The organism is Vibrio sp. M260121 (assembly GCF_036533715.1).
GTDB lineage: Bacteria > Pseudomonadota > Gammaproteobacteria > Enterobacterales > Vibrionaceae > Vibrio.
The window spans coordinates 237789-259685 of sequence record NZ_JATABF010000001.1 but is presented as its reverse complement, the minus strand read 5'-3'; the positions used below and the strand labels follow the sequence as shown (position 1 = coordinate 259685).

17 protein-coding genes are annotated in these 21897 nt (G+C 43.9%); 14 read left to right on the top strand and 3 right to left on the bottom strand.

Annotated features, from left to right (window positions below):
* Positions 1 to 6: 6 nt before the first annotated feature.
* From trpD to QTO06_RS01100, 12 genes are all read left to right on the top strand, one after another.
* The gene (gene trpD / locus QTO06_RS01155) at positions 7 to 1017 is read left to right on the top strand and encodes an anthranilate phosphoribosyltransferase (protein ID WP_017635721.1); all 1011 of its coding nucleotides are present in this window, start codon (positions 7 to 9) and stop codon (positions 1015 to 1017) included.
* Between the two features lie 13 nt (positions 1018 to 1030).
* A complete protein-coding gene (gene trpCF / locus QTO06_RS01150; RefSeq protein WP_331406592.1) occupies positions 1031 to 2470 on the top strand; it encodes a bifunctional indole-3-glycerol-phosphate synthase TrpC/phosphoribosylanthranilate isomerase TrpF in 1440 nt (479 codons plus the stop codon).
* Positions 2471 to 2535: 65 nt separating this feature from the next.
* Entirely contained in the window at positions 2536 to 3726 is a 1191-nt protein-coding gene (trpB, locus tag QTO06_RS01145) for a tryptophan synthase subunit beta (RefSeq protein WP_005376781.1), read from the top strand.
* On the top strand, positions 3726 to 4532 hold the full coding sequence (gene trpA / locus QTO06_RS01140) for a tryptophan synthase subunit alpha (RefSeq protein ID WP_086369166.1): 807 nt from the start codon (positions 3726 to 3728) through the stop codon (positions 4530 to 4532). The genes trpB and trpA overlap by 1 nt, the downstream gene beginning before the upstream one ends.
* A gap of 336 nt (positions 4533 to 4868) precedes the next feature.
* A complete protein-coding gene (locus QTO06_RS01135; RefSeq protein WP_331406590.1) occupies positions 4869 to 6128 on the top strand; it encodes a dicarboxylate/amino acid:cation symporter in 1260 nt (419 codons plus the stop codon).
* 304 nt (positions 6129 to 6432) lie between these two features.
* On the top strand, positions 6433 to 7602 hold the full coding sequence (locus QTO06_RS01130; RefSeq protein ID WP_331406588.1) for an acyl-homoserine-lactone synthase: 1170 nt from the start codon (positions 6433 to 6435) through the stop codon (positions 7600 to 7602).
* Between the two features lies 1 nt (position 7603).
* Positions 7604 to 10159 (top strand): response regulator, encoded by a 2556-nt coding sequence (locus QTO06_RS01125; protein ID WP_331406587.1) that lies wholly within the window; start codon positions 7604 to 7606, stop codon positions 10157 to 10159.
* A gap of 90 nt (positions 10160 to 10249) precedes the next feature.
* Positions 10250 to 10492, top strand: coding sequence for a hypothetical protein (locus QTO06_RS01120; protein ID WP_331406585.1), 243 nt, complete (start codon positions 10250 to 10252; stop codon positions 10490 to 10492).
* 120 nt (positions 10493 to 10612) lie between these two features.
* Complete coding sequence (locus tag QTO06_RS01115) at positions 10613 to 11185, top strand: septation protein A (protein WP_331406584.1); 573 nt, start codon at positions 10613 to 10615, stop codon at positions 11183 to 11185.
* A 137-nt stretch (positions 11186 to 11322) separates the two neighbouring features.
* A complete protein-coding gene (yciA, locus tag QTO06_RS01110; protein WP_331406583.1) occupies positions 11323 to 11718 on the top strand; it encodes an acyl-CoA thioester hydrolase YciA in 396 nt (131 codons plus the stop codon).
* 120 nt (positions 11719 to 11838) lie between these two features.
* On the top strand, positions 11839 to 12135 hold the full coding sequence (locus QTO06_RS01105) for a YciI family protein (RefSeq protein WP_331406582.1): 297 nt from the start codon (positions 11839 to 11841) through the stop codon (positions 12133 to 12135).
* 3 nt (positions 12136 to 12138) lie between these two features.
* Positions 12139 to 12540: a GspS/AspS pilotin family protein gene (locus QTO06_RS01100; RefSeq protein WP_331406581.1), complete on the top strand. Its 402-nt coding sequence runs from the start codon at positions 12139 to 12141 to the stop codon at positions 12538 to 12540.
* 93 nt (positions 12541 to 12633) lie between these two features.
* Here QTO06_RS01100 and metE read toward each other — a convergent pair whose 3' ends face one another.
* The gene (gene metE / locus QTO06_RS01095) at positions 12634 to 14916 is read right to left on the bottom strand and encodes a 5-methyltetrahydropteroyltriglutamate--homocysteine S-methyltransferase (RefSeq protein ID WP_331406580.1); all 2283 of its coding nucleotides are present in this window, start codon (positions 14914 to 14916) and stop codon (positions 12634 to 12636) included.
* A gap of 264 nt (positions 14917 to 15180) precedes the next feature.
* Between metE and metR the strand changes: the two genes are divergently transcribed.
* Positions 15181 to 16092: an HTH-type transcriptional regulator MetR gene (gene metR, locus QTO06_RS01090; RefSeq protein WP_009706929.1), complete on the top strand. Its 912-nt coding sequence runs from the start codon at positions 15181 to 15183 to the stop codon at positions 16090 to 16092.
* A 22-nt stretch (positions 16093 to 16114) separates the two neighbouring features.
* Here metR and QTO06_RS01085 read toward each other — a convergent pair whose 3' ends face one another.
* Together QTO06_RS01085 and QTO06_RS01080 are read right to left on the bottom strand one after the other, a co-directional pair.
* Positions 16115 to 16315, bottom strand: coding sequence for a DUF4250 domain-containing protein (locus QTO06_RS01085; RefSeq protein WP_331406579.1), 201 nt, complete (start codon positions 16313 to 16315; stop codon positions 16115 to 16117).
* A 184-nt stretch (positions 16316 to 16499) separates the two neighbouring features.
* Positions 16500 to 17210 (bottom strand): hypothetical protein, encoded by a 711-nt coding sequence (locus QTO06_RS01080; RefSeq protein ID WP_032802905.1) that lies wholly within the window; start codon positions 17208 to 17210, stop codon positions 16500 to 16502.
* Positions 17211 to 17392: 182 nt separating this feature from the next.
* Between QTO06_RS01080 and QTO06_RS01075 the strand changes: the two genes are divergently transcribed.
* Entirely contained in the window at positions 17393 to 21877 is a 4485-nt protein-coding gene (locus QTO06_RS01075; RefSeq protein WP_331406576.1) for an Ig-like domain-containing protein, read from the top strand.
* The last annotated feature ends 20 nt before the right edge of the window (positions 21878 to 21897 follow it).

Genomic DNA, 21897 nt, shown 5'->3' with positions numbered 1-21897 from the left:
GGAAATATGGAAGCAATCATCAACCCTATTATCACCAAACTGTACGAGCAAGAATCGCTTACTCAGGAAGAGAGCCAACAGCTATTCGACATCATTATCCGTGGTGAACTAGACCCAATTTTGATGGCATCAGCACTGACTGCACTAAAAATCAAAGGTGAAACGCCAGATGAAATTGCGGGCGCGGCGAAAGCACTGCTGGCAAACGCAAACCCATTCCCTCGCCCAGATTACGATTTCGCAGATATCGTAGGTACTGGTGGCGACGGTCACAACACCATCAACATTTCAACCACTGCAGCGTTTGTTGCTGCAGCATGTGGTTTAAAAGTGGCGAAACACGGTAACCGTAGCGTTTCAAGCAAATCGGGCTCCTCTGACCTTCTTGACTCGTTTGGTATCAACCTTGCCATGAGCGCAGAAGATACGCGCAAAGCGGTAGACGATATCGGTGTTGCTTTCCTATTTGCTCCTCAATACCACGGTGGTGTGCGCCATGCGATGCCAGTGCGTCAAACCATGAAAACACGCACCATCTTTAACATCCTTGGCCCACTGATTAACCCTGCTCGTCCAAACATCGAATTGATGGGCGTTTACAGTGAAGAACTGGTTCGTCCTATCGCAGAAACCATGCTACAAATGGGTATGAAGCGCGCAGCAGTAGTACACGGTAGTGGCTTGGATGAAGTGGCGATTCACGGTGAAACAACCGTTGCCGAAATCAAAGACGGTAAGATCACAGAATACAAACTAACGCCTGCAGACTTCGGTCTAGAAGCACACCCACTAGAAGCGATCAAAGGTGGCGATCCTGAAGAAAACAAAGCAATCATTACCAATATTCTGACGGGTAAAGGTACAGACGCACAATTGGGGGCAGTGGCGGTGAACGTTGCTCTGCTAATGCGTCTATTCGGCCACGAAGATTTAAAAGCCAACACGCAACAAGCGATTGAGGCAATGAATTCAGGCAAGGCGTACCAATTGGTACAACAACTTGCCGCACACGCTTAAGGAATTGAAGAAGATGACTGACTTCAACACTCAGCAAGCTGACAACCTGTCTGAGCACGTTTCTAAAAAAGAAGCAGAAATGGCAGAAGTACTGGCGAAAATTGTCCGCGACAAATATCAGTGGGTAGCAGACCGTAAGGTGTCTCAACCGCTAAGCACATTTCAGTCAGATTTGCTGCCATCGGACCGCAGCTTCTACGACGCTCTGAGTGGCGAAAAGACGGCCTTCATCACTGAATGTAAGAAGGCATCCCCTTCTAAAGGTTTGATTCGTGATCACTTCGACTTGGATTACATTGCATCGGTTTACAACAACCACGCAGATGCAATCTCAGTCTTAACAGACGAAAAATACTTCCAAGGTAACTTTGACTTTCTTCCTCAAGTGCGTGGCCAAGTCAAACAGCCCGTTCTGTGTAAAGACTTCATGGTAGACACCTACCAAGTTTATCTAGCGCGTCATTACAGTGCTGATGCTGTCTTGCTAATGCTGTCTGTCCTAAATGACGAAGAGTACAAAGCGCTAGAAGAAGCAGCACACAGCCTGAACATGGGCATCCTAACCGAAGTGAGCAACGAAGATGAGCTTCATCGTGCCGTTAATCTAGGCGCACGCGTTATCGGCATCAATAACCGTAACCTACGCGACCTAAGTACCGACTTGAATCGTACGAAAGAACTGGCGCCGACAATTCGCGAATTAGCACCTAACGCGACCGTGATTTCAGAGTCTGGCATTTATACGCATCAACAAGTCCGTGATTTAGCCGAATACGCAGACGGCTTCTTGATTGGTAGTTCGCTGATGGCAGAAGAGAACCTAGAGCTTGCAGTACGCAAAGTTACGCTGGGCGAAAACAAAGTCTGTGGTCTCACTCATCCAGATGACGCAGCGAAAGCGTATCAAGCTGGTGCGGTATTTGGTGGCCTGATTTTCGTTGAGAAGTCGAAGCGCGCCGTTGATCTTGAAGGCGCTCGTTTAACCATGAGCGGTGCCCCACTGAACTACGTAGGCGTGTTCCAAAACCACGATATCGATTTTGTTGCATCCATGGTGACCTCTCTGGGTTTGAAAGCGGTGCAATTGCATGGTCAAGAAGACCAAGCTTACGTTAACCAGCTAAAAACAGAGTTGCCAGCATGTGTTGAAATCTGGAAAGCTTACGGTGTGACAGATGCGAAGCCAGAACTGCTTGCAGACAACATTGACCACCACCTGTTAGATGCGCAAGTCGGCACTCAAACAGGCGGAACGGGTCAAGTGTTCGACTGGTCACTGATCGGCGACCCAAGTCAAATTATGCTAGCGGGTGGACTGTCGCCAGAAAATGCACAACAAGCAGCGACACTAGGTTGCTTGGGATTAGATTTCAACTCTGGTGTAGAAAACGCACCAGGCAAAAAAGATTCACAGAAGTTGCTCGCGGCATTCAGCGCCATTCGCAACTACTAAAGCTGTATTTCAGCTAAAAAATTTAAAGCTATTCGTAGCGAAAAAATACGAGAAGGAATATCACCATGGCAAAACTGAATGCCTACTTTGGCGAATACGGCGGTCAGTACGTTCCGCAAATTCTAGTGCCAGCACTGGAGCAACTAGAGCAAGCGTTTATCGATGCGCAAGAAGATCCGGAATTCCGCAGTGAATTCATGACCCTTCTGCAAGAGTATGCGGGCCGCCCAACGGCACTAACTCTTACTCGTAACCTAACCAAAGGTACGAAAACTAAACTGTACCTAAAACGTGAAGATCTGCTTCACGGTGGCGCGCACAAGACCAACCAAGTGCTAGGTCAAGCTCTGCTTGCGAAACGCATGGGTAAAAACGAAATCATCGCTGAAACAGGCGCAGGTCAACACGGTGTTGCAACGGCACTAGCGTGTGCGCTGCTTGGCCTTAAGTGTCGCGTTTACATGGGAGCAAAAGACGTTGAGCGTCAAAGCCCGAACGTATTCCGTATGAAGTTAATGGGCGCAGAAGTTATTCCTGTCCACTCGGGTTCAGCGACACTTAAAGATGCATGTAACGAAGCGCTACGCGACTGGTCTGCAACTTATGAAGATGCGCATTACCTACTAGGTACAGCGGCAGGTCCTCACCCATTCCCAACCATCGTGCGCGATTTCCAACGCATGATTGGTGAAGAAACGAAGAATCAGATTTTGGCACGTGAAGGTCGTCTTCCTGATGCGGTTATCGCATGTGTGGGCGGTGGTTCAAACGCGATTGGTATGTTTGCTGACTTCATCGAAGAAGAAAGTGTTCGCCTAATTGGTGTTGAGCCAGCAGGTAAAGGTATCGATACTGACCAACACGGCGCGCCACTTAAGCATGGTAAAACAGGCATCTTCTTCGGTATGAAAGCGCCATTGATGCAAGATCCAAACGGCCAAGTAGAAGAGTCTTACTCGGTGTCTGCTGGTCTTGATTTCCCTTCAGTTGGTCCACAACACGCCCATCTAAACGCAATTGGCCGTGCTGAATACGACAACGTGACAGACGATGAAGCGCTAGAAGCATTCCAAGAGATTGCACGTCATGAAGGCATCATCCCTGCACTTGAATCTTCTCACGCCGTGGCACACGCACTGCGTATGGCACGTGAGAATCCAGAAAAAGAGCAATTGCTGGTTGTTAACCTATCTGGTCGTGGTGATAAAGATATCTTCACTGTACATGCCATCCTAGAAGAAAAAGGAGCGATCTAATGAGCCGTTATGAGAAGATGTTTGCGCGCCTAAACGAAAAGAACCAAGGCGCATTTGTACCGTTCGTAACGGTTTGCGATCCAAACGCAGAGCAGTCTTACAAAATCATGGAAACACTGGTTGAGTCTGGCGCAGATGCCCTTGAACTTGGTATTCCATTCTCAGATCCGCTAGCCGATGGCCCAACCATCCAAGGCGCTAACATTCGCGCGTTAGATTCAGGTGCAACACCAGATATCTGTTTCGAGCAGATTGGTAAGATCCGAGCGAAGTACCCAGAGCTACCTATTGGTCTTCTGATGTACGCGAACCTTGTGTACTCACGTGGTATCGAAAACTTCTATGAGCGTTGTGCAAAAGCAGGCATCGATTCTGTTTTGATTGCAGATGTACCAACTAATGAAAGTGCCGAATTTGTTGCTGCTGCAGAAAAGTTTGGTATTCACCCAATCTTCATCGCACCACCAACGGCAAGTGATGAAACACTGAAGCAAGTATCAGAGTTAGGTGGCGGCTACACTTACCTACTATCTCGTGCAGGTGTTACTGGCGCTGAGACCAAGGCAAACATGCCTGTTGACCACATGTTAGATAAACTGAATCAATTCAATGCACCACCAGCGCTGCTTGGTTTTGGTATTTCAGAGCCTGCACAAGTAAAACAAGCTCTAGAATCTGGTGCCGCTGGTGCGATTTCTGGTTCTGCCGTGGTAAAAATTATCGAAGCGAACGTCGAGCAACCACAAATCATGCTCGATAAGCTAGGTGAATTCGTTTCTGCAATGAAAGCTGCAACACAAAAATAACGTATCACTAATTTGATAAATATGAGATCGATTCCTTATTAACCATCAGGAATCGATCTTTTTTTTAACATTCCCGTCTAAAAACCTCCCTCTCTTACCATCTATTTTTCAAACGCCAGACAACCAAAATATCACCACAATTGATAGCAATCGTTTGCTATCAATTAAAAAACTATCGACAATCAATGAATTTCCAATTAGACGGTAAGTATGTACAGAAATTGTATTGCTAATTGTGAATGATAAGTGTAAAAAGCAAGGCGAAACAATTATCCAAATAACAACTTTATATTGGTGGGTAATTTTAGGATTTTACACATTATTAGCACAGAGGTTATGGAAGTGTTAAAACAAAAGAGTTTGCTAAACAACATTGGCGTGCAAGTCGTCATTGCAATGATCGTGGGTACTGCCGTTGGTGCCTTCATGGGTCAAAGTGCGACAGTATTCGCGCCACTTGGTGCGATCTTTATCAACCTGATTAAAATGCTCGTGATCCCATTGGTTGCGGTAGCCCTTATCTCGGGCGCAGCAGGCCTTGGCAACAGCCAATCTGCAGGAAAAGTAGGCTTGGTAACCCTAGGTTACTTCGGTCTAACGTCTGCCCTAGCAGTAGCACTGGCGCTGTTCATGGGTGAAGTATTCAAACCAGGCATGGGCATCGACGTTTCTGGCGTCGAAGGTATGTTCTCGGCTGAATACGCTTCAAAAGGTGAGCTACCTACTTTCTGGGCGACCATCACTGGTATGATCCCAACCAACGTTTTCCAATCACTTAATGAAGCAAATATTCTTCAGATCCTAGTGTTCTGTATGTTCTTTGGTATTGCGATTTCAAAACAAGAAAAAGCGCGCCGCGAGCCAATCATCAATGGTGTTAACTGCATCGTTGACGCGATGGTTTGGATGATCAACAAAGTGATGATCATTGCTCCAATTGGCGTATTCGGTCTCATGGCTGAAGCGGTAGGTACGTTTGGTTTTGGTGCCCTAATGGTGGTATTCAAACTGTTCGTTGTGTACGTAGCTGCAATCCTTGTGTTCGGTTTCGTGGTTTACCCAGCGATGGTACACATCTTCACTAAGACATCGGCGAAGAAGTTCGTTTCAGCAATGAAAAAGCCACAAGCAGTTGCACTTTCTACAGCTTCTTCAATGGCGACACTGCCAGTAACAATGGATACGTGCGAGAAAGAGCTAGGTGTTCGCAACTCAACAGCATCATTTGTTCTGCCTCTTGGTGCGACCATCAACATGTCTGGTAACGCGATTTACTACGGCCTAGTAGCCATTTTCTTCGCGCAACTGTTCAACATCGACCTAGGCATGGGCGCATACATTGCGATCATCGTCACTTCTACACTAGGCGCTGTAGGCCAAGCTGGTGTTCCAGGTCCTTCATTCCTTGTTGTGGCTGTACTTCTAGCGGCAGGTATCCCAATTGAAGGTCTACCACTATTGTTCGCTCTTGACCGTATCTTCGATATGATTCGTACCGCACTAAACATCACAGGTGACGCAGCATGTGCCGTTATCGTTGATGCGCTAGTGGAAGAAGAAGCACAACAAGTTGAGCTTCAAAAACAAGAAGCGTAATTACCTACTTTATTTTGTATTTAATTGAAACCGGGATTCGTCCCGGTTTTTTATCGCCTTAATTCTTCGCCTCCTCTCACAATATGGCAAAAGAGTCCTAGCCCTATGCCTCTTCTTACTATGAAACCTGTTTTAATACGATTAGTATATTCAGCATAAGAGTCGATATAGAACAAGACCTTAAGCAACTGCTTTTTAGAATGTGCGTTAGACACAACTAGCAGTATGCTCAATCAATTCGACACAAACATAATGATAAGGGTGGTTTGGCAAACACCTGATTGAAACGTCAAACGAGGCTAGGATGGCGCAATACTCGACTGAAGTAGAGTCGAGCCTAGAATTTCATCTTGATTCAAGAGTCAAAAAAGAAAGAGCTTTTGAAGCATTTATTGGGCTTGAAACTATTCAAGGCAAACACCTAATTGAAGAGGTTTGTCGAAAACGTATTTCTGATGCAAGAAAAATAGACCCATCGCTAGAAAGCGGTAATTTGCTCAAAATAATCACCTCCAATGCATATGAGAAAGCATGCCTTTCGAGTTCACTTGGAAGTATAGCCATTGAGCTCGAAGCGCTAGAAAGCACAATTCACCAACACTACCCATCGTGGCTCGATTTTTGGTGTGATTATCTCATCTATAAGCTTCGCAAGAGTTACCAAGGGTATTGCTGTCCAGAGCAAGCTCCAACTTACGCTTACATGCCACGAGTCGATGGATATTACAAATCCGAACTCGTAAACGTCTCCAGCAATACCGAGTTAGTTTTCACACCATATTGCAGCCAACCGATGAGACTTGCTGATGCCATACTAATGAGCAATTTACAAACCCTTGTCCGCAAAGAGCAATGGTATGAGATTTTGTTGGACTTGGAGTTATCCCAAAATGAAACACATTTTGTATTAACCGCCCCGAGTATCGATTCAGAACATAGGCATCTTATATCAAGCGCTCGAATTCAGTGCGGGAAATCACTTTCTAAATGGTTGTTCTTTTCTCATTACTTCAATAACCCTTTGTGGCATTCTGAAAACTCTAATGAATTGGGGCAGCTTCTTGTTCAACAAAAAGTGACCTCTGAAGCAACGACTTCTGATGCTTCCTTACAACATCAATTACATCACCACACACTGAACAAAAATGCCATTTGCGAAATAATAAGACTGGCAATTTCTGCCCCACGTTCACTTGGACTGTATTTCTTGTACCTTAGCCAAAAACGTTTAGCTGAAGTGCTAGACGAGAATCAGTTCTGCACGGCTTTCATCATTACGCAAAATCCGGCCATGCTCTATTTTTATCAATCGATGTCGCAGAAAAGCTACACAAATTTGGCATTTTTCAGTTCCGGTACAGAGCAAATCAATAAAGGTATGTGGTATTTGCCCAATGTACGGAGAGACTTCGAGACAACGGACTTTCGAAGCTATAAAACAAAAGTCCTAGCAGAAAAGCGGAGTCAAAATTGATATGGATATTTTGAATCTCTTTGACGTAATGACGTATCCAAAAGCAATAACACTGGTCGTGACTGCTGGCTTTGTATTGGCATGGATCGGATACTTCATCAACTCATTAGTTCGTAAGCACTATGATTTTAAATCTGGGTATTATCTCTATTACATCGGCTACTCTTTCAGTCTATGCCTGTGGATATTAACCAATGTGTACTTTCACACCGAGCTGCCATTATTGCTCGGAAAAACACTATCTATTGGTTTAGCCGTATTGTCGAATTTGTTTGCTTACTCGGCATTTGCATTTGCTTATACGTTTTCGTGTTTACTTAGTGCCGGAGTATCAAAACCAGAACTAAAGTCCAGCCAAAAGTTGGTGCTCTTAGCCTTTAGTACAGTTGCTATAGCAATAAATCTAGTACCAGGACTTACCGTCATTGATGTTGCTTTTGCCGCACCTAGTGAGTTTTCAATTCAGTTTGGCCCATTAACTAGCTTGTTTTTCACCTTGGTTTTTGTGTTGATCATCCTTACGCTAAAAAACCTGTTTTATATTAAAGGAAGTAAATTTAGACTTATCAAAGTCCGCTCTAACTACATGATTGCCGGGATTGTTATCTTTATGCTTTCTACGCTAACAATTCAGGTTGGAATGACTTTTTTCCTTAATGACTTTTCGCTAACTTGGCTTCCACCTGCCCTATCCATCAGTGAAATGCTCTTTGTCGGATATGCATTGCTGACATCACGTTTTTACAGCGCTAGGTATTTGACATACATGGTAATCACCGCGGTGTTTACTGCAGCAATGTACTCTATTCCCCTCGTTGCCTTATACATCCCGTTATCAGAAAGTCACCAATTGGTCACTGCTGCTTTCATCTGTTCATTCATCGGCATAACTTGGCAATCTGTATTCAAACAGGTAAGTCGCTATACGTCCTTCCTCATCTATGGGGAAGTTCTAACCCCCGTTCAGCAAATTCTTTCTCTAGAAAGTGAGTTTAAAGATTCAATCGATGATGCAATGCATCAACTAGCTTTTTTACTGAATATATCAAGTGAGAAGCTTCGTCTAGTGACCAGCAGTTATACCGAAACCGTTTATGAAAACTACTTGCCTAATAAGAAATCCGCACTGGTTTTTGACGAGTTGGTGGAACGGCTAGAGCAGTCCTATTCAACTGAACGCGAACTAAAACAGCTCCATGAGAAAATGAGCTCGAATAAGACTGCACTCGTATTACCGCTTTTTGGAAAAGGAAAGTCAGTGACTCACTTGCTTATCTCTCCTCACAAAATCGATAATGCACTCTTCTCCAACGAAGAAATTTCGGCACTGCAAACGCTATTAAACCGCGTCCAGACAACCATTGAAGCCGACAGGAAGATCAGACAAAGTCGCGCCCTGGCGAATTCGATTGCCCATGAAATGCGAAATCCATTAGCGCAAGTTCAGCTCCAGTTTGAAAAGTTAAAACAACATATCGAAAAGAAATCAGAAACAGCAGATACCTTAGCGGATATAGAAAAAGGACAAGGCGCAATTCAAAGAGGTCGCCAGCTTATTGATATTATTCTGCGAGAAGTGAGCGACAACGCTCAAGAGCATGAGCCAAGCTCACAAATCTCCATTCAGGCGGCTGTGCAGCAAGCGGTACAGCGCTATGGGTTTGAAAGTGCTGAAACAAGTCAACGTATTCACTTATCTGCGAATAATGATTTTATTGCCAACTTAAACGAAACACTGTTTAGCTTTGTCATCTTCAATCTTTTGCGAAATGCGATTTACTACTTCGATTCTTACCCTCAGAGTCAAATTGAGATTCAATATGAGATTGGCCAGTATGAAAACACTCTCGTCTTTCGTGATACCGGGCCTGGCATTGACGAAAATATTCTGCACAGAGTATTTGAGGACTTTTTCAGCCACCAAAAAAGCGGTGGTAGCGGACTTGGTCTTGGCTACTGTCAACGTGTTATGCGCTCGTTTGGAGGCCGAATCGAGTGTCAATCGGTCTTAGGGCAATACACTGAGTTTTATCTATATTTCCCAGTGGTACCAAATGCCATCAAGCCTATCGACAAGAAGATAACCAACCTACAGTCACTGTCAGCTAAACCGAGTAAAGCGCTAACGAATCGTGACGGGCTTCAGTTTAACAACGTCAAAGTTAATGCCCCAACAATTCTTATCGTCGATGATAAAGAAGTCCAACGTACGTTGGTTCAGATGTATCTTGATAAACTTAAGGTCAATACTATTCAAGCAAACAACGGTGAAACTGCCGTCAATATATTCAAATCAAATCATATTGACTTGGTATTGATGGATGTACAGATGCCAATCATGAATGGATTTGAAGCAAGCAAAAAAATCAAAGAGTTATCTCCAAACACCCCTATTATTGCTTTATCAGGAGAGTCAGGAGCTCGTGAACTAGAGCTGATTCACGAGTTGATGGATGATCGCCTTTCAAAACCTACGACCATAACTGCCCTCAACAATATTCTTGATCGATGGCTCAATAATCAGCATACAAGAGAACAAGAAGTAGAAAAGATATAAAACATGGCACTTGTTATGCAACATCGTCAGCAATAGGAACATTACAGTACCAATTAATACATTAAATTATTGGTACTGTGAGGAGGCTATATGCTAATGCAGAGACATACTTACTACGGACTGATACACCAGGGTATAAAAGCACTGTTGTTAGACAGAGTTGGGCACTTTACTGAAGATGAATACCATCAGTATTTGTCTATCATGACAGGCAAATCAACCTGCTTCACAATGTCTGAAGAAGAGCTTGAAATGACGGTCCACAATTTATTGCACGAAGGCTACTTAGAAGACGTAAAATCATTGGTCTCCCAGTACCAAAACGTAGCTTAGTCAAGGTAGAAAATTGCCGCGTAAACGTGGCAATTTTTGTATCTAAACACCTTCAAGTGTTCACATTGCCCGAGATTCCGCTAGACTGTCCTCAACTCAACAACTCGGTTTTTCTGCAATATGAAGCAAATCATTGATTTTATTCCACTCATCGTCTTCTTTGCACTTTATAAGATGTACGACATTTACGTTGCGACTGGTGCTCTTATTGCCGCGACTGCCATCCAGATTGTGTTGACGTTTGTACTGTACAAAAAAGTAGAGAAGATGCAGCTCATCACTTTCGCCATGGTGGCTATCTTTGGCGGTATGACGATCTTCCTCCACGATGAGAACTTCATCAAATGGAAAGTGACCATTGTTTACGTGATATTTGCTGTGGGCTTGGCTGTCAGTCACGCAATGGGCAAATCAGCAATCAAAGGCATGTTAGGTAAAGAGATAACACTCCCAGATGCGGTTTGGACCAAGATAAACTGGGCATGGGTAGGTTTCTTTTCGTTCTGCGCTGGCTTGAACGTTTATGTTGCGTTCGAACTCCCATTGGATGTTTGGGTGAACTTCAAAGTGTTTGGTTTGTTGATTGCGACGTTCGCTTACATGATTGCAACGGGCTTCTACATCTATAAACACATGCCAAAAGAACAGAAAGAGCAAAAAGAGAACTCATCCGATGTATCGGTTGATGATTAAAAACTCAGTTTTGCTATAATTCGCTCATATTGATTATTCACAGCGACCTTGGGGTCGCTGTTTTGTTGTTTGCGCCAAAAATTTTGGTGCATTATTTGCTCCATTTTTGAGCTCAATAAAGATTGTAGGATGTCATCATGAATCAAGAAGGTCATACACCAAAAGGCCAATTATTGCTTCGTACCCTTGCTATGCCCGCAGATACTAATGCCAATGGCGATATCTTCGGCGGCTGGATCATGTCCCAACTCGACTTAGCTGGCGCGATTCTGGCTAAAGAGATCTCCTTAGGCCGAGTTGTTACTGTCTCGGTTTCTAGCATCACATTCAAAAAACCTGTTAGCGTAGGCGATGTTGTCTGTTGTTACGGTGTATGCTCAAAGATCGGCAGAACTTCGATGAGTGTAGACCTAGAAGTTTGGGTGAAGCCTGTCAAAGTCGACGGAGTAGAAGAGCGTTTCATGGTTTGTGACGCAACATTCAACTATGTAGCGATCGATAGCGAAGGTAAACCACGCCCAATTCAAAAGTAATCAAGTACGCCATAACCAATAAATGCTAGGAAGAACCTCACAATTTTTCATGTTCGCTTGTGAGTGACACAAAAAAGGCGTTAAATTATGACTTTACCCTACCAATTAAGGAAATATGCTATGTGGTACGTCATCTTTTCTCAGGACGTCGAGAATTCATTGGAAAAACGTATGAGTGTTAGACCGCAACACCTTGAGCGCTTACAACAGCTTCAAGACGAAGGTCGACTACTCACAGCGGGTCCAATGCCAGCGACCGATTCTGATAATCCAGGTGAAGCGGGCTTTACGGGCTCAACCGTTATAGCAGAGTTTGCTTCTTTGGAAGATGCTCAAGCATGGGCTGATGCCGATCCTTATATCGCGGCGGGTGTTTACGAAAATGTCATCGTAAAACCGTTCAAGAAAGTGTTTTAAGTTATGAAAAAATTACTGTGTCTATTCCTAGCATTTGGTGCCTTAGCTGGCTGTTCATCGAACGATGATAAACAGCACCAGCTCGAATTGATGGCCTCAAACCGTGCGGGTGTTCTTTCTGCGGGCTTACCGCTTGAATACGGTCCCCTCAAGATTTTACGCATCTCATCCAATAAGAATGTGGTTGAGATGATGATGATCTACAACGACGATGCACTGGGTGCTAAGCCGTTGAACCAAGTTTTGAATACCAGCATCTACACCTACTGCAACACGCCTTCAGTTCGTGAGCAAATCGATATGGGCTTGATGTACCGCATTAAGATCCGTAACTCTCGTGGCCAATTAATGGCAGATGAGCTAGTATCAGAACAAACTTGTACTGCGACTCAACAGCCACAGTAATGTGCTTGTTCGTTCACTAGAATGAGTAAAAATCAGATAGAAAAAAGCGAGGCTCAATGTCCTCGCTTTTTTATTTTCATTCGCTAGTAATAATTAAGCGAGCTCAGTGCGTAACTTTTTCGCAGCTGAGACCAGATTTGCTAATGCCGCCTCTGTCTCTGCCCAGTTTCTCGTCTTCAAACCACAGTCTGGATTCACCCATAAGCGCTGCACTGGCACCTTCTCTGCTGCCTTCTTCAACAAACCTTCAATCCACTCTTGTGTTGGAATGTTCGGCGAGTGAATGTCGTAAACGCCAGGGCCGATTTCGTTTGGATAATTAAACTCTTCAAACGCTTTGAGTAATTCCATGTTCGAGCGAGATGTCTCAATGGTAATGACGTCCGCATCCAACGCTGCTACCGAATCAATAATCTCATTGAACTCGCTATAACACATGTGGGTGTGAATTTGCGTTTCCGGTTTCGCACTTGCCGCAGAGATCTTAAACGCATCAACTGCCCATTGCAGATACGCTTTGTGGTCGCGCTTCTTCAAAGGTAGACCTTCACGTATTGCAGGTTCATCAATCTGGATAATATTGATGCCTGCGTCTTGTAGGTCGGACACTTCATCACGTAAAACAAGCGCTAGTTGGTCTGCAATTTCCTTACGGGTGATATCTTCTCGCGGGAATGTCCAACATAGTATCGTCACCGGACCTGTGAGCATGCCTTTCATCTGCTTGCTGGTTAATGACTGCGCGTAGGTAGACCATTCAATCGTGATCGGCTTTTCGCGTTCAATATCTGCCACAACAATCGCTGGTTTCACACAACGAGAGCCGTAGCTTTGTACCCAGCCAAACTTTGTGGTTTGGAAGCCAGCCAAGTTTTCGGCAAAGTATTCCACCATATCGTTACGCTCTGCTTCGCCATGCACCAAAACATCGAGGTCGAGCGCTTCTTGGCGTTTTACCGCATCAGCAATATGACCTTTTAACGCTTGGCGATACTCAGCTTCTGAAAGCTTACCAGTGCGATACGCGCTGCGCTGAACACGGATTTCTCCTGTTTGAGGGAAGGAGCCAATGGTCGTCGTCGGAAGTAGTGGCAAATTAAGCACTTCAGCTTGGTGGGCAGCACGCTCAACATACGGTGCACTGCGCTCACCGAGTGACGCGGTAATGCTATTCAAACGTGCCTGTACCTGAGGTTTGTTCACATGAGTGGCCGTTTTACGATCCTTAATTGGCTGGCTGTAAGTATCGCAAGCGAGAATGGCGTTTGGGTCACCATCTAGCGCACGCCCAAGTAGCACCACTTCCGTCACTTTTTGCTTCGCAAAAGCAAACCAACTTTTCACTTCCTCACTCAAAGAAGGTTCGAGATCGAGGTCGACTGGGCTGTGTAGCAGTGAGCAAGAGCTCGCAACCCATAATCGGTCGCCAATTTTATCTTTAACGGGCTGTAAACGTTCCAACTGTTTGCTTAAGTCAGTACGCCACACATTACGTCCATTCACCACACCCGCAGACAATATCCAATCCTCTGGCAACTTAGCGACAACTTCATCCAGTTGCTCTGGTGATGCAGACAAATCAACATGCAGGCCATCCACTGGCAGCTCAATAATCTTATTCAGCGTATCATTAACAGAATCAAAATAGGTCGTCAGTAAAACTTTCACATCACTGCGAATCACCTGATATCCGAGCTTGAATGCGTCAGCCCATTTGTCTTCAAGTTCAAGTGAAAGAATAGGTTCATCAATCTGCACCCACTCGACACCCAAACTTGCCAGCTTAGAGAGAATGGCTTGATACGCAGTCAAAATTCTCGGCAATAGCGTTAGGCGGTCAAAGCCCTCTTCCACTTCTTTGCCCAAATACAGGTAACTTAATGGCCCAAGCAGAACTGGCTTCACTTTATGTCCTGCTTTAATCGCATCGTTCACTTCCTCAAACAATTGCGGCCAACTGACTTCAAATGAGTCGTCCTTACTGAATTCAGGAACAATGTAGTGATAATTCGTATTGAACCACTTCGTCATATCAGAGGCAGCCGCTCCTTTGCAATCACAGCCAGCTTGAGACTGCCCACGGCCGACTTTGAATAGCGTGTCTAGATCTGGAAACCCATTGGCGTGACGCTTTGGTACATGCCCAAGCAACAAAGTGGTCGTAAGCACATGATCGTACCAAGCAAAGTCACCAGCAGTAGCGAAGGTTAAACCCGCTTCCGTTTGCGTGTTCCAGTTCTTCTCACGTAATGCAGCACCAACTTGTTTGAGTTCGTTTTGATCTATTTCTCCTCGCCAGTATTTCTCCTGAGCAAATTTGAGTTCGCGTTTTTCACCAATGCGTGGGTAGCCAAGAATATGCGTTGTCGTCGCCATGTCCGTATTCCTTATTCAGTGTCTGATGTTTGAGTCAGAGCATCGAGTATGAAACTCACCAAGATGTCTGGATGGCTAAAACTATCTCTCTGACAAGCGAATTGAACAACATCCAATTATTCAACTTGTTTATTAAATAAATTCATAGTGAGGGATCTCACTCGCACTCAATCAAAACAAATGGACGTCTAGACGTTTACATATCCATTTTTTATCGGTAAGTTAATAAAGCTCATGGCAGATACATAAGGATGAATGGGATTCATGATAGAGTTGAAACACTTACGTACCCTCACCTCGTTACGAGATACAGGGTCACTCACAGCGACAGCGACAGCTTTGCATCTGACGCAATCAGCCCTTTCTCACCAAATCAAAGATCTCGAGTCTCGTATTGGCGGTCAGCTATTCTTGCGTAAAACTCGCCCAGTGAAATTTACATCTGAAGGTGAAATCTTGCTTCGACTGGCCGATGACGTTTTGCCAAAGCTTGCCAGAGCCGAGAACGAGCTCGCGAGTCTTAAAGAAGATGTGAATGGCCGCTTGCACATGGCAATCGAATGTCACTCTTGCTTTCAGTGGTTAATGCCTGCGCTTAAGGAGTATCAGATCACTTGGCCGAGCGTCACGCTCGACTTCTCGTCCGGTTTTGGCTTTGAGCCTCTACCTGCATTACTCGCCGGAGAACTTGATTTAGTGATCACTTCCGACATTCAGCCACGCTCTGAAGTGCACTATGAACCGCTGTTCGATTTCGAAATGCGCTTGATCACGTCCACCAGCCATCCCCTTGCCAATAAAGAGATCATTGAACCCGAAGATCTTGCCGATCAAACCATGCTTTCGTATCCAGTTCAGAAACAAAGATTGGATGTAGTGAAACACTTCTTACAGCCGGCAGGTATAGAGCCAGCGAAATGGAAGCAAGCAGATAACACGCTAATGCTCGTACAAATGGTGTCAGCAGGATTGGGCGTCGCGGCGTTGCCTAACTGGGCTATTTCGGAGTTTTCGCGTCAAGGACTCATCACCAGTAAACCGTTTGGTGATGGATTATGGCGCCGCTTGTTTGCTGCGACACGAAACTCAGAAAAAGATAAGCGTTATTTACAAGCCTTCTTTGCAACCGCGCGCCAACAATGCAAAAGCCACCTTGACGGTATCAAGATGGCTTAAAAATTCGGAAAGCGAGACGAATTTAACGTTCGTAAGATTTGAATTGATTAGTGAGTGGGTCGTATTGATAGCCAAGCATATCAAGCTTGCCCACTAGCGATTCCACATCCATTTCGTACATGCAAACGAGCTCTTCAAAGCTGTCGCACTCTAAGCGCAGCTTTTCATTAACGATACCCAGCAAAATAATGCTGTCCCAGTTACTAACATTGCTTAAGTCCATAGCGACACTCCTCTAAGACAAGGTATTCGACCTCAATTCTGTTGAGCACATGCGTCTTGGCGCACTCTAAACGAATAGAGGCTATATCTAAAGCGTAGACTTAATCGGATGATTTGAAAGTGAGCTCGGTCTAAATCCCGAGCTCATTAAGCAGAATTCTGAGAGGATGTAAGGTCACTTAGGCTTATGCGCCAAGCAAAAATAGACCTTGAAGGCTGGTCATTGAAGCAAGAGCCAGTAATAGCGCCGCCGCCAATTGAACTTTATTCGGCGCCTTGTGAGTAAAGATATGCCAGCACCAAACGACAATGGCCATAATCAGCATCGCCAATGACGCCAAGATGTGTTGCGTCACTGAGTTTAGCGTCGCTTCATCCAATTGATACGCCGAGAACAAGGTCATTACGACCAGCAACATACCAGAAACCACGCCAGTCACAGGCAAAATACGGTGGAAAGCTTGCAGGCGGCTGCGTGCGATAACCAGAAGCAGTTGAGCAAATGCCGCACCTAAGAAGAAGATCATCAGCGCCATCGAAGCTGAAGCAGCCCAGTGCGGTTGCTCGAACACTTGAATGCTCACATAAGCAAACGCCAAACCGTTAGCGAGGTGCAGCGCCCATAGCGGACCTTTTTCACGAGTCTTTTTAGTTTGAACTTGAGAGTAGAAATAGAAGATCGCGAACACGACCATAAACGCTTCAATACGTAGCGAAGCCACTGCCAACCAAAGAATACCAATTGATGGCAACATCTTATGCAGACGACCACGTTGACCCGGACAGATATCGCCTTTAATCAAAAGCAAAGTCAACAGCGCTTGCGCGCCAAACAGCATTGGAGGAAAAGTTAACAGCAGTTGTTGAATCATGTTGAATGCAAACTCAAAAGTCATTTTGGGGTGGCGATAATAGCAAATCGCCTAGTAGCAGACTAGCACACAGTGAAACTAGAACAGAAACTAAGCAATACAACAAGATAGGCAGGTTATCAGAGAACTTAAATTTGAATGCCAAGATATATGAGGGTGAGGAGGGTAGAATTTTCGAGTGTTAAATAAAGTAAGGCATACCGTAAATGAAACATTTCTCCTTCTTAGGGTTAGTAATGTTAATCCTTTCAATATCAGGGTGTGAGTATGTTGCTAACGATCCTGCCTCTCCTTCAGATAAGGATAGCTCAACTCAACTCGATCTGGTTATAACCGCAGAAAAGGATGTACTTCCTGTTGGTGAATCCCAAATGCTTGATATTCAGCTCCTCGATGCTGAGGGTAAAGATCACTTTACCAAGGAGGATACTATTTATTGGGAAAGTTCCGACAATAATATCGCAACAATAAATGAAGAAGGCAAGTTAAGCGGAGCCTCCGAAGGTAAGGTTGTTATTTCAGCCTCTGTTGAAAGAGGGAACATTAAATATACACATAGTATTAGTATTGATGTCGACGCTGCATCTATGAACTATTTGTACATTAAAAACCTTGATGATGCAGATTTTCCGGTCGGTATTACGCATGAGTTTCAGGTTTTCGCCGCCTACTCTGATGGCTCAACAACCGAACTCACTCAAGACTCAAATCTTCAGTGCTCTCTGGACAATAAACAAATAGCTTCATTCACTCAGGAACAAAATAAAAGCTTTATTACTGGTATAAGCCCAGGGAAAACAACCCTTTCTTGTATGTTGAAAAACTCTCAGCTAAAAACGAGTGCTACTTTCAATATAACTAAAGCTGTGATCCAGAAGCTTGACATCTCTTCAGGCACTGAAGAACTACCCGTTGGGCTTACCCATCAATTTGAAGCATGGGCGACATTTTCTGACAATACCGTCCTTGACGTGACAAATGATCCAAACTTGTCTTGGTCGCTAAGTAACACTGACATTGCTTCTGTCAATAATAGCGATAGCAAAGGTTTAGTTAAGGGCCTAACGCCCGGCTCAATTACCGTTACTGCATCTTGGGTTGATTTGGAGTTGACAACCAGTGAAAATCTTACGATAACGCCACCGATCATCACTCAGCTTGAAATGTCTCTACAAGACAACGTGATTCCAGCAGGTCTTAGTACGACAGCGACTGTAGCGGCAACACTATCTGATAAGTCAGTTATCGACTTAACAAATGATCCACGCTTAACTTGGTCTAATTCAAATCCTCGCGTAGTGACTGCCGAACAAACTGAAGCAGCGTACATTTTGGTAGGCACCCTCTCTGGTCAAAGCACTATCAGTGCTAAATTAAAAGATTCAAATTTACAAGCAACGGCAGACTTGACTGTTTCAGAACCAATAATTAGCGGTGTTTATATCACTTCAGAGAAGTCTAGCATCCCAGCAGGCCTTACTGGCCAACTTCACGCTTGGGCTAGGCTTTCAGACAACTCCGTAGTGGAAGTCACAGATCATCCTGAGTTCATTTGGTCTATTAGCGACGCTCAAATAGCATCTGTAAGCCAATCAGATCATAAAGGTATCGTCACTGGCCTTAAGCCTGGTAAAGTGATTGTCTCTGGTTCAATGTCGAAGGTCTATAAAGCAACAACCTCCATAACTATTGATGAACCTATCGTGACGGAAATCTATCTATCTGAATCCCCTAAAAGCCTACCTGCTGGGTTAACTCATGCTTATAAGGCTTGGGCAGTTCTCTCAGATAGTTCAGAAATTGAGGTAACCAATAACCCTGATTTTTTATGGTCTGTTAGTGATTCATCAATTGCAACTATCGAACATGGCCTTTTAACAACGACCAACCCAGGTAAGCTACTGATCTCCGGTGAGCTTTCCAATCAATTCAAAACAGCAACTTCTCTGACTATTGATGAACCCATTGTGAGAGAAATATATTTATCAGCTAACCCTGAGAGTCTGCCTGTGGGATTAAGTCACGAGTATAAAGCTTGGGCAATTTTTTCCGACAACTCAGAGCTTGAAGTGACAAATGATCCTGACTTAATTTGGTCGGTCAGTGATACATCGATAGCAACAATTGAGCGTGGTGCTCTGACAGCTATGAAAACAGGTAACGTTATTATTTCAGGGGTGCTTTCCAACCAGTTCAAAGCAACGACATCGCTGACTATTGATGAACCTATCGTGACAGAGGTCTATCTATCAGCTAACCCGGAAAGCCTACCCGCAGGATTGAGCCATGCTTATCAGGCTTGGGCGATTTTCTCTGACAATTCGGAACTTGAAGTCACCCATAATTCTGACTTTACTTGGACAGTCAACGATTCATCAATTGCCACTATCGAAGGCGGCTTGCTATCTACGACAAAGCCAGGAGAAATCGTAATTTCAGGTATCCTTGCGAAGGAGTTCGAGGCAAAAACGACATTAACAATTGATGAAGCTGTCGCCCTTGAACTGGAGATTAAGGTGGATGAAAGCGCTCTTCCTGTTGGCTTGACTCGTCCATTAAAGGTTCACGCATTACTTTCAGATAACACAGAAAAAGACGTAACCACATCCCCTGATTTACATCTTAGCGTTAATAACCCAACGTTAGCCGAAATCACTATAGACTCTCAGGGAATGGGCATCATTGTTGCTCATCAAATTGGATCAGTGGTTATGGAAGCTTCGGGGATATTCGATAATAATCAACTTACAGCAAGTAAAAACTTGGTGGTTTCTGAAGCCGTAATAACTCAGCTATCAATTAGCTCAACTACAGATGAAGTCGTCATCGGCGAACCAGTTCAATTGAAACTAAATGCTGTTTTTTCTGATAACTCAGAAAAAGATATATCTTCAAGTTCTGAGGTTGAATGGACTACAACAGACGAGAACATTGCTACTTTGTCTACCTCGGAGCAGAGTATCTCTATTCATGGCATTTCCGAGGGTGAGGTTACCGCCATAGCGAAAGTACACTCATTGCCAGCTCCGATCGAAGCGGCAAAATTGTTTACTGTAAAACAAGACTATGTGCTTGAAATCAACGAGCATGACATCACTGCTTTATCACGCTCTACGTTTGATGGTTACGACATTGATGATATCAAGATCAGACAAAATGAATTACGTAACTTTGATATATTGAACTCCACTCCTAGATATATCAACAAACCATTGATTAGACTGAATGATACATACTTCCGATTAGATGTTTTTTTGGCTCCTTTTCAAAAGGCGAATTTCCGTGTACCAACATGGTTTATAGAAGAAGTAATGTCAGCACAGTTTGTAGAAGAACAGCCTCTGTTTAAATCTCATATCCGTGCTTACACCGATATAAAGCCTAGTGATGATAAATATGCTGCGCCGAATGAAGCAAATGTAGCGCAATATGAGAAGGAACTTCGTGGCTTTAAAAACCTAATGAATAACTACGACTATAATCTGAAGTTTGTTAGCTTTATTGAAGAATATATGAATACGCCTAAGCTTGTTCACAGTCATGAAGATCACTGGTGTAACTATGAGCCGGCTTTAGTAAAAAGCTCAGATGATAGTAGCTCTGATGAATTTTCAAAGTTCAAAGGGAGTGATTCATCATCGAATACTGTAAAACACGTTAGCTTAATCGCCAACAAACCAAGCGCAAGTTATACCATGCTAACTAGGCAACTAAATGGAGAAGCAACTATTGGCGACGGGTGGCTAAGTATTCGCGATTATAGGCTGTTTAATGAAGGAGAAACCTCTCCAAAGACCACCTTCTTGCATGAAAAAATGCATAATCATGGTTTTGGCCACTCAGGAGGCATGACATATGGTTACCCAGCAGAAAGCGGGACTTTTGTTAAACAGCACTGGGCAAATTTTTATGACGATACTGAAGTTGAAAAGTCGACGGCTACTTTAGCAGTTAACTACTCTCTTCTGGATTTTGGCGACCAATTTAAGCTTGAAATTTCTTTGTTGGATAAGAATGCAACTGAATTCGATGAAAGAACGATTGATCGATTTATGCTTTTAACAACCTCATTGCCGTCACTTAAACAAAGTCTTCTTATCACAGGAGATGATGTTATCGAGTTATCTCACGATGAAAATGTGGCTTACGATGGCACTTACATATTCAGCAACATCATCGGGTTCATACCTCAAACACTCAACACAGCAAACTCAGGTCAAGTAGCGTCCAAACTTGTTTTTATTTTTGATAAGCCGGAAGAGCCTAAGATAAATAACATACCTGCATCTATTGTCTTTATTGGAGGAAGCGAGAAAGACTTGCAACAACAATCAAACTTAGTTGTTCATTACTCAGGAGACAGCGGTTTTAAAAATGAAAATAATCAGCGAATTTACATAACAAAAAAACATTTAAAAAATGAAGAGGGTACATTCATTTCTGATTATGAGAACTATACGCCATTGGAAGCCGAGGATTTTTGTCAGAAAAAAGGTCTTACATTGGGAACGTTAGAGCCATTTAAAACAACAGCTATGATTGAATTTCAAAATAAATACCTAAAGTTTGGGTCACAAGTAGGATTAGATAGCAAAACTGGAGAACCTATTGCTGTTAGCGTTCCATCCGGTTATCTGAGATCCAAAATATACGAAACTGATAAAGGCTCTGTCATCGTCTGTAGTCAATAAAAACAAAACTCATAGCGGCT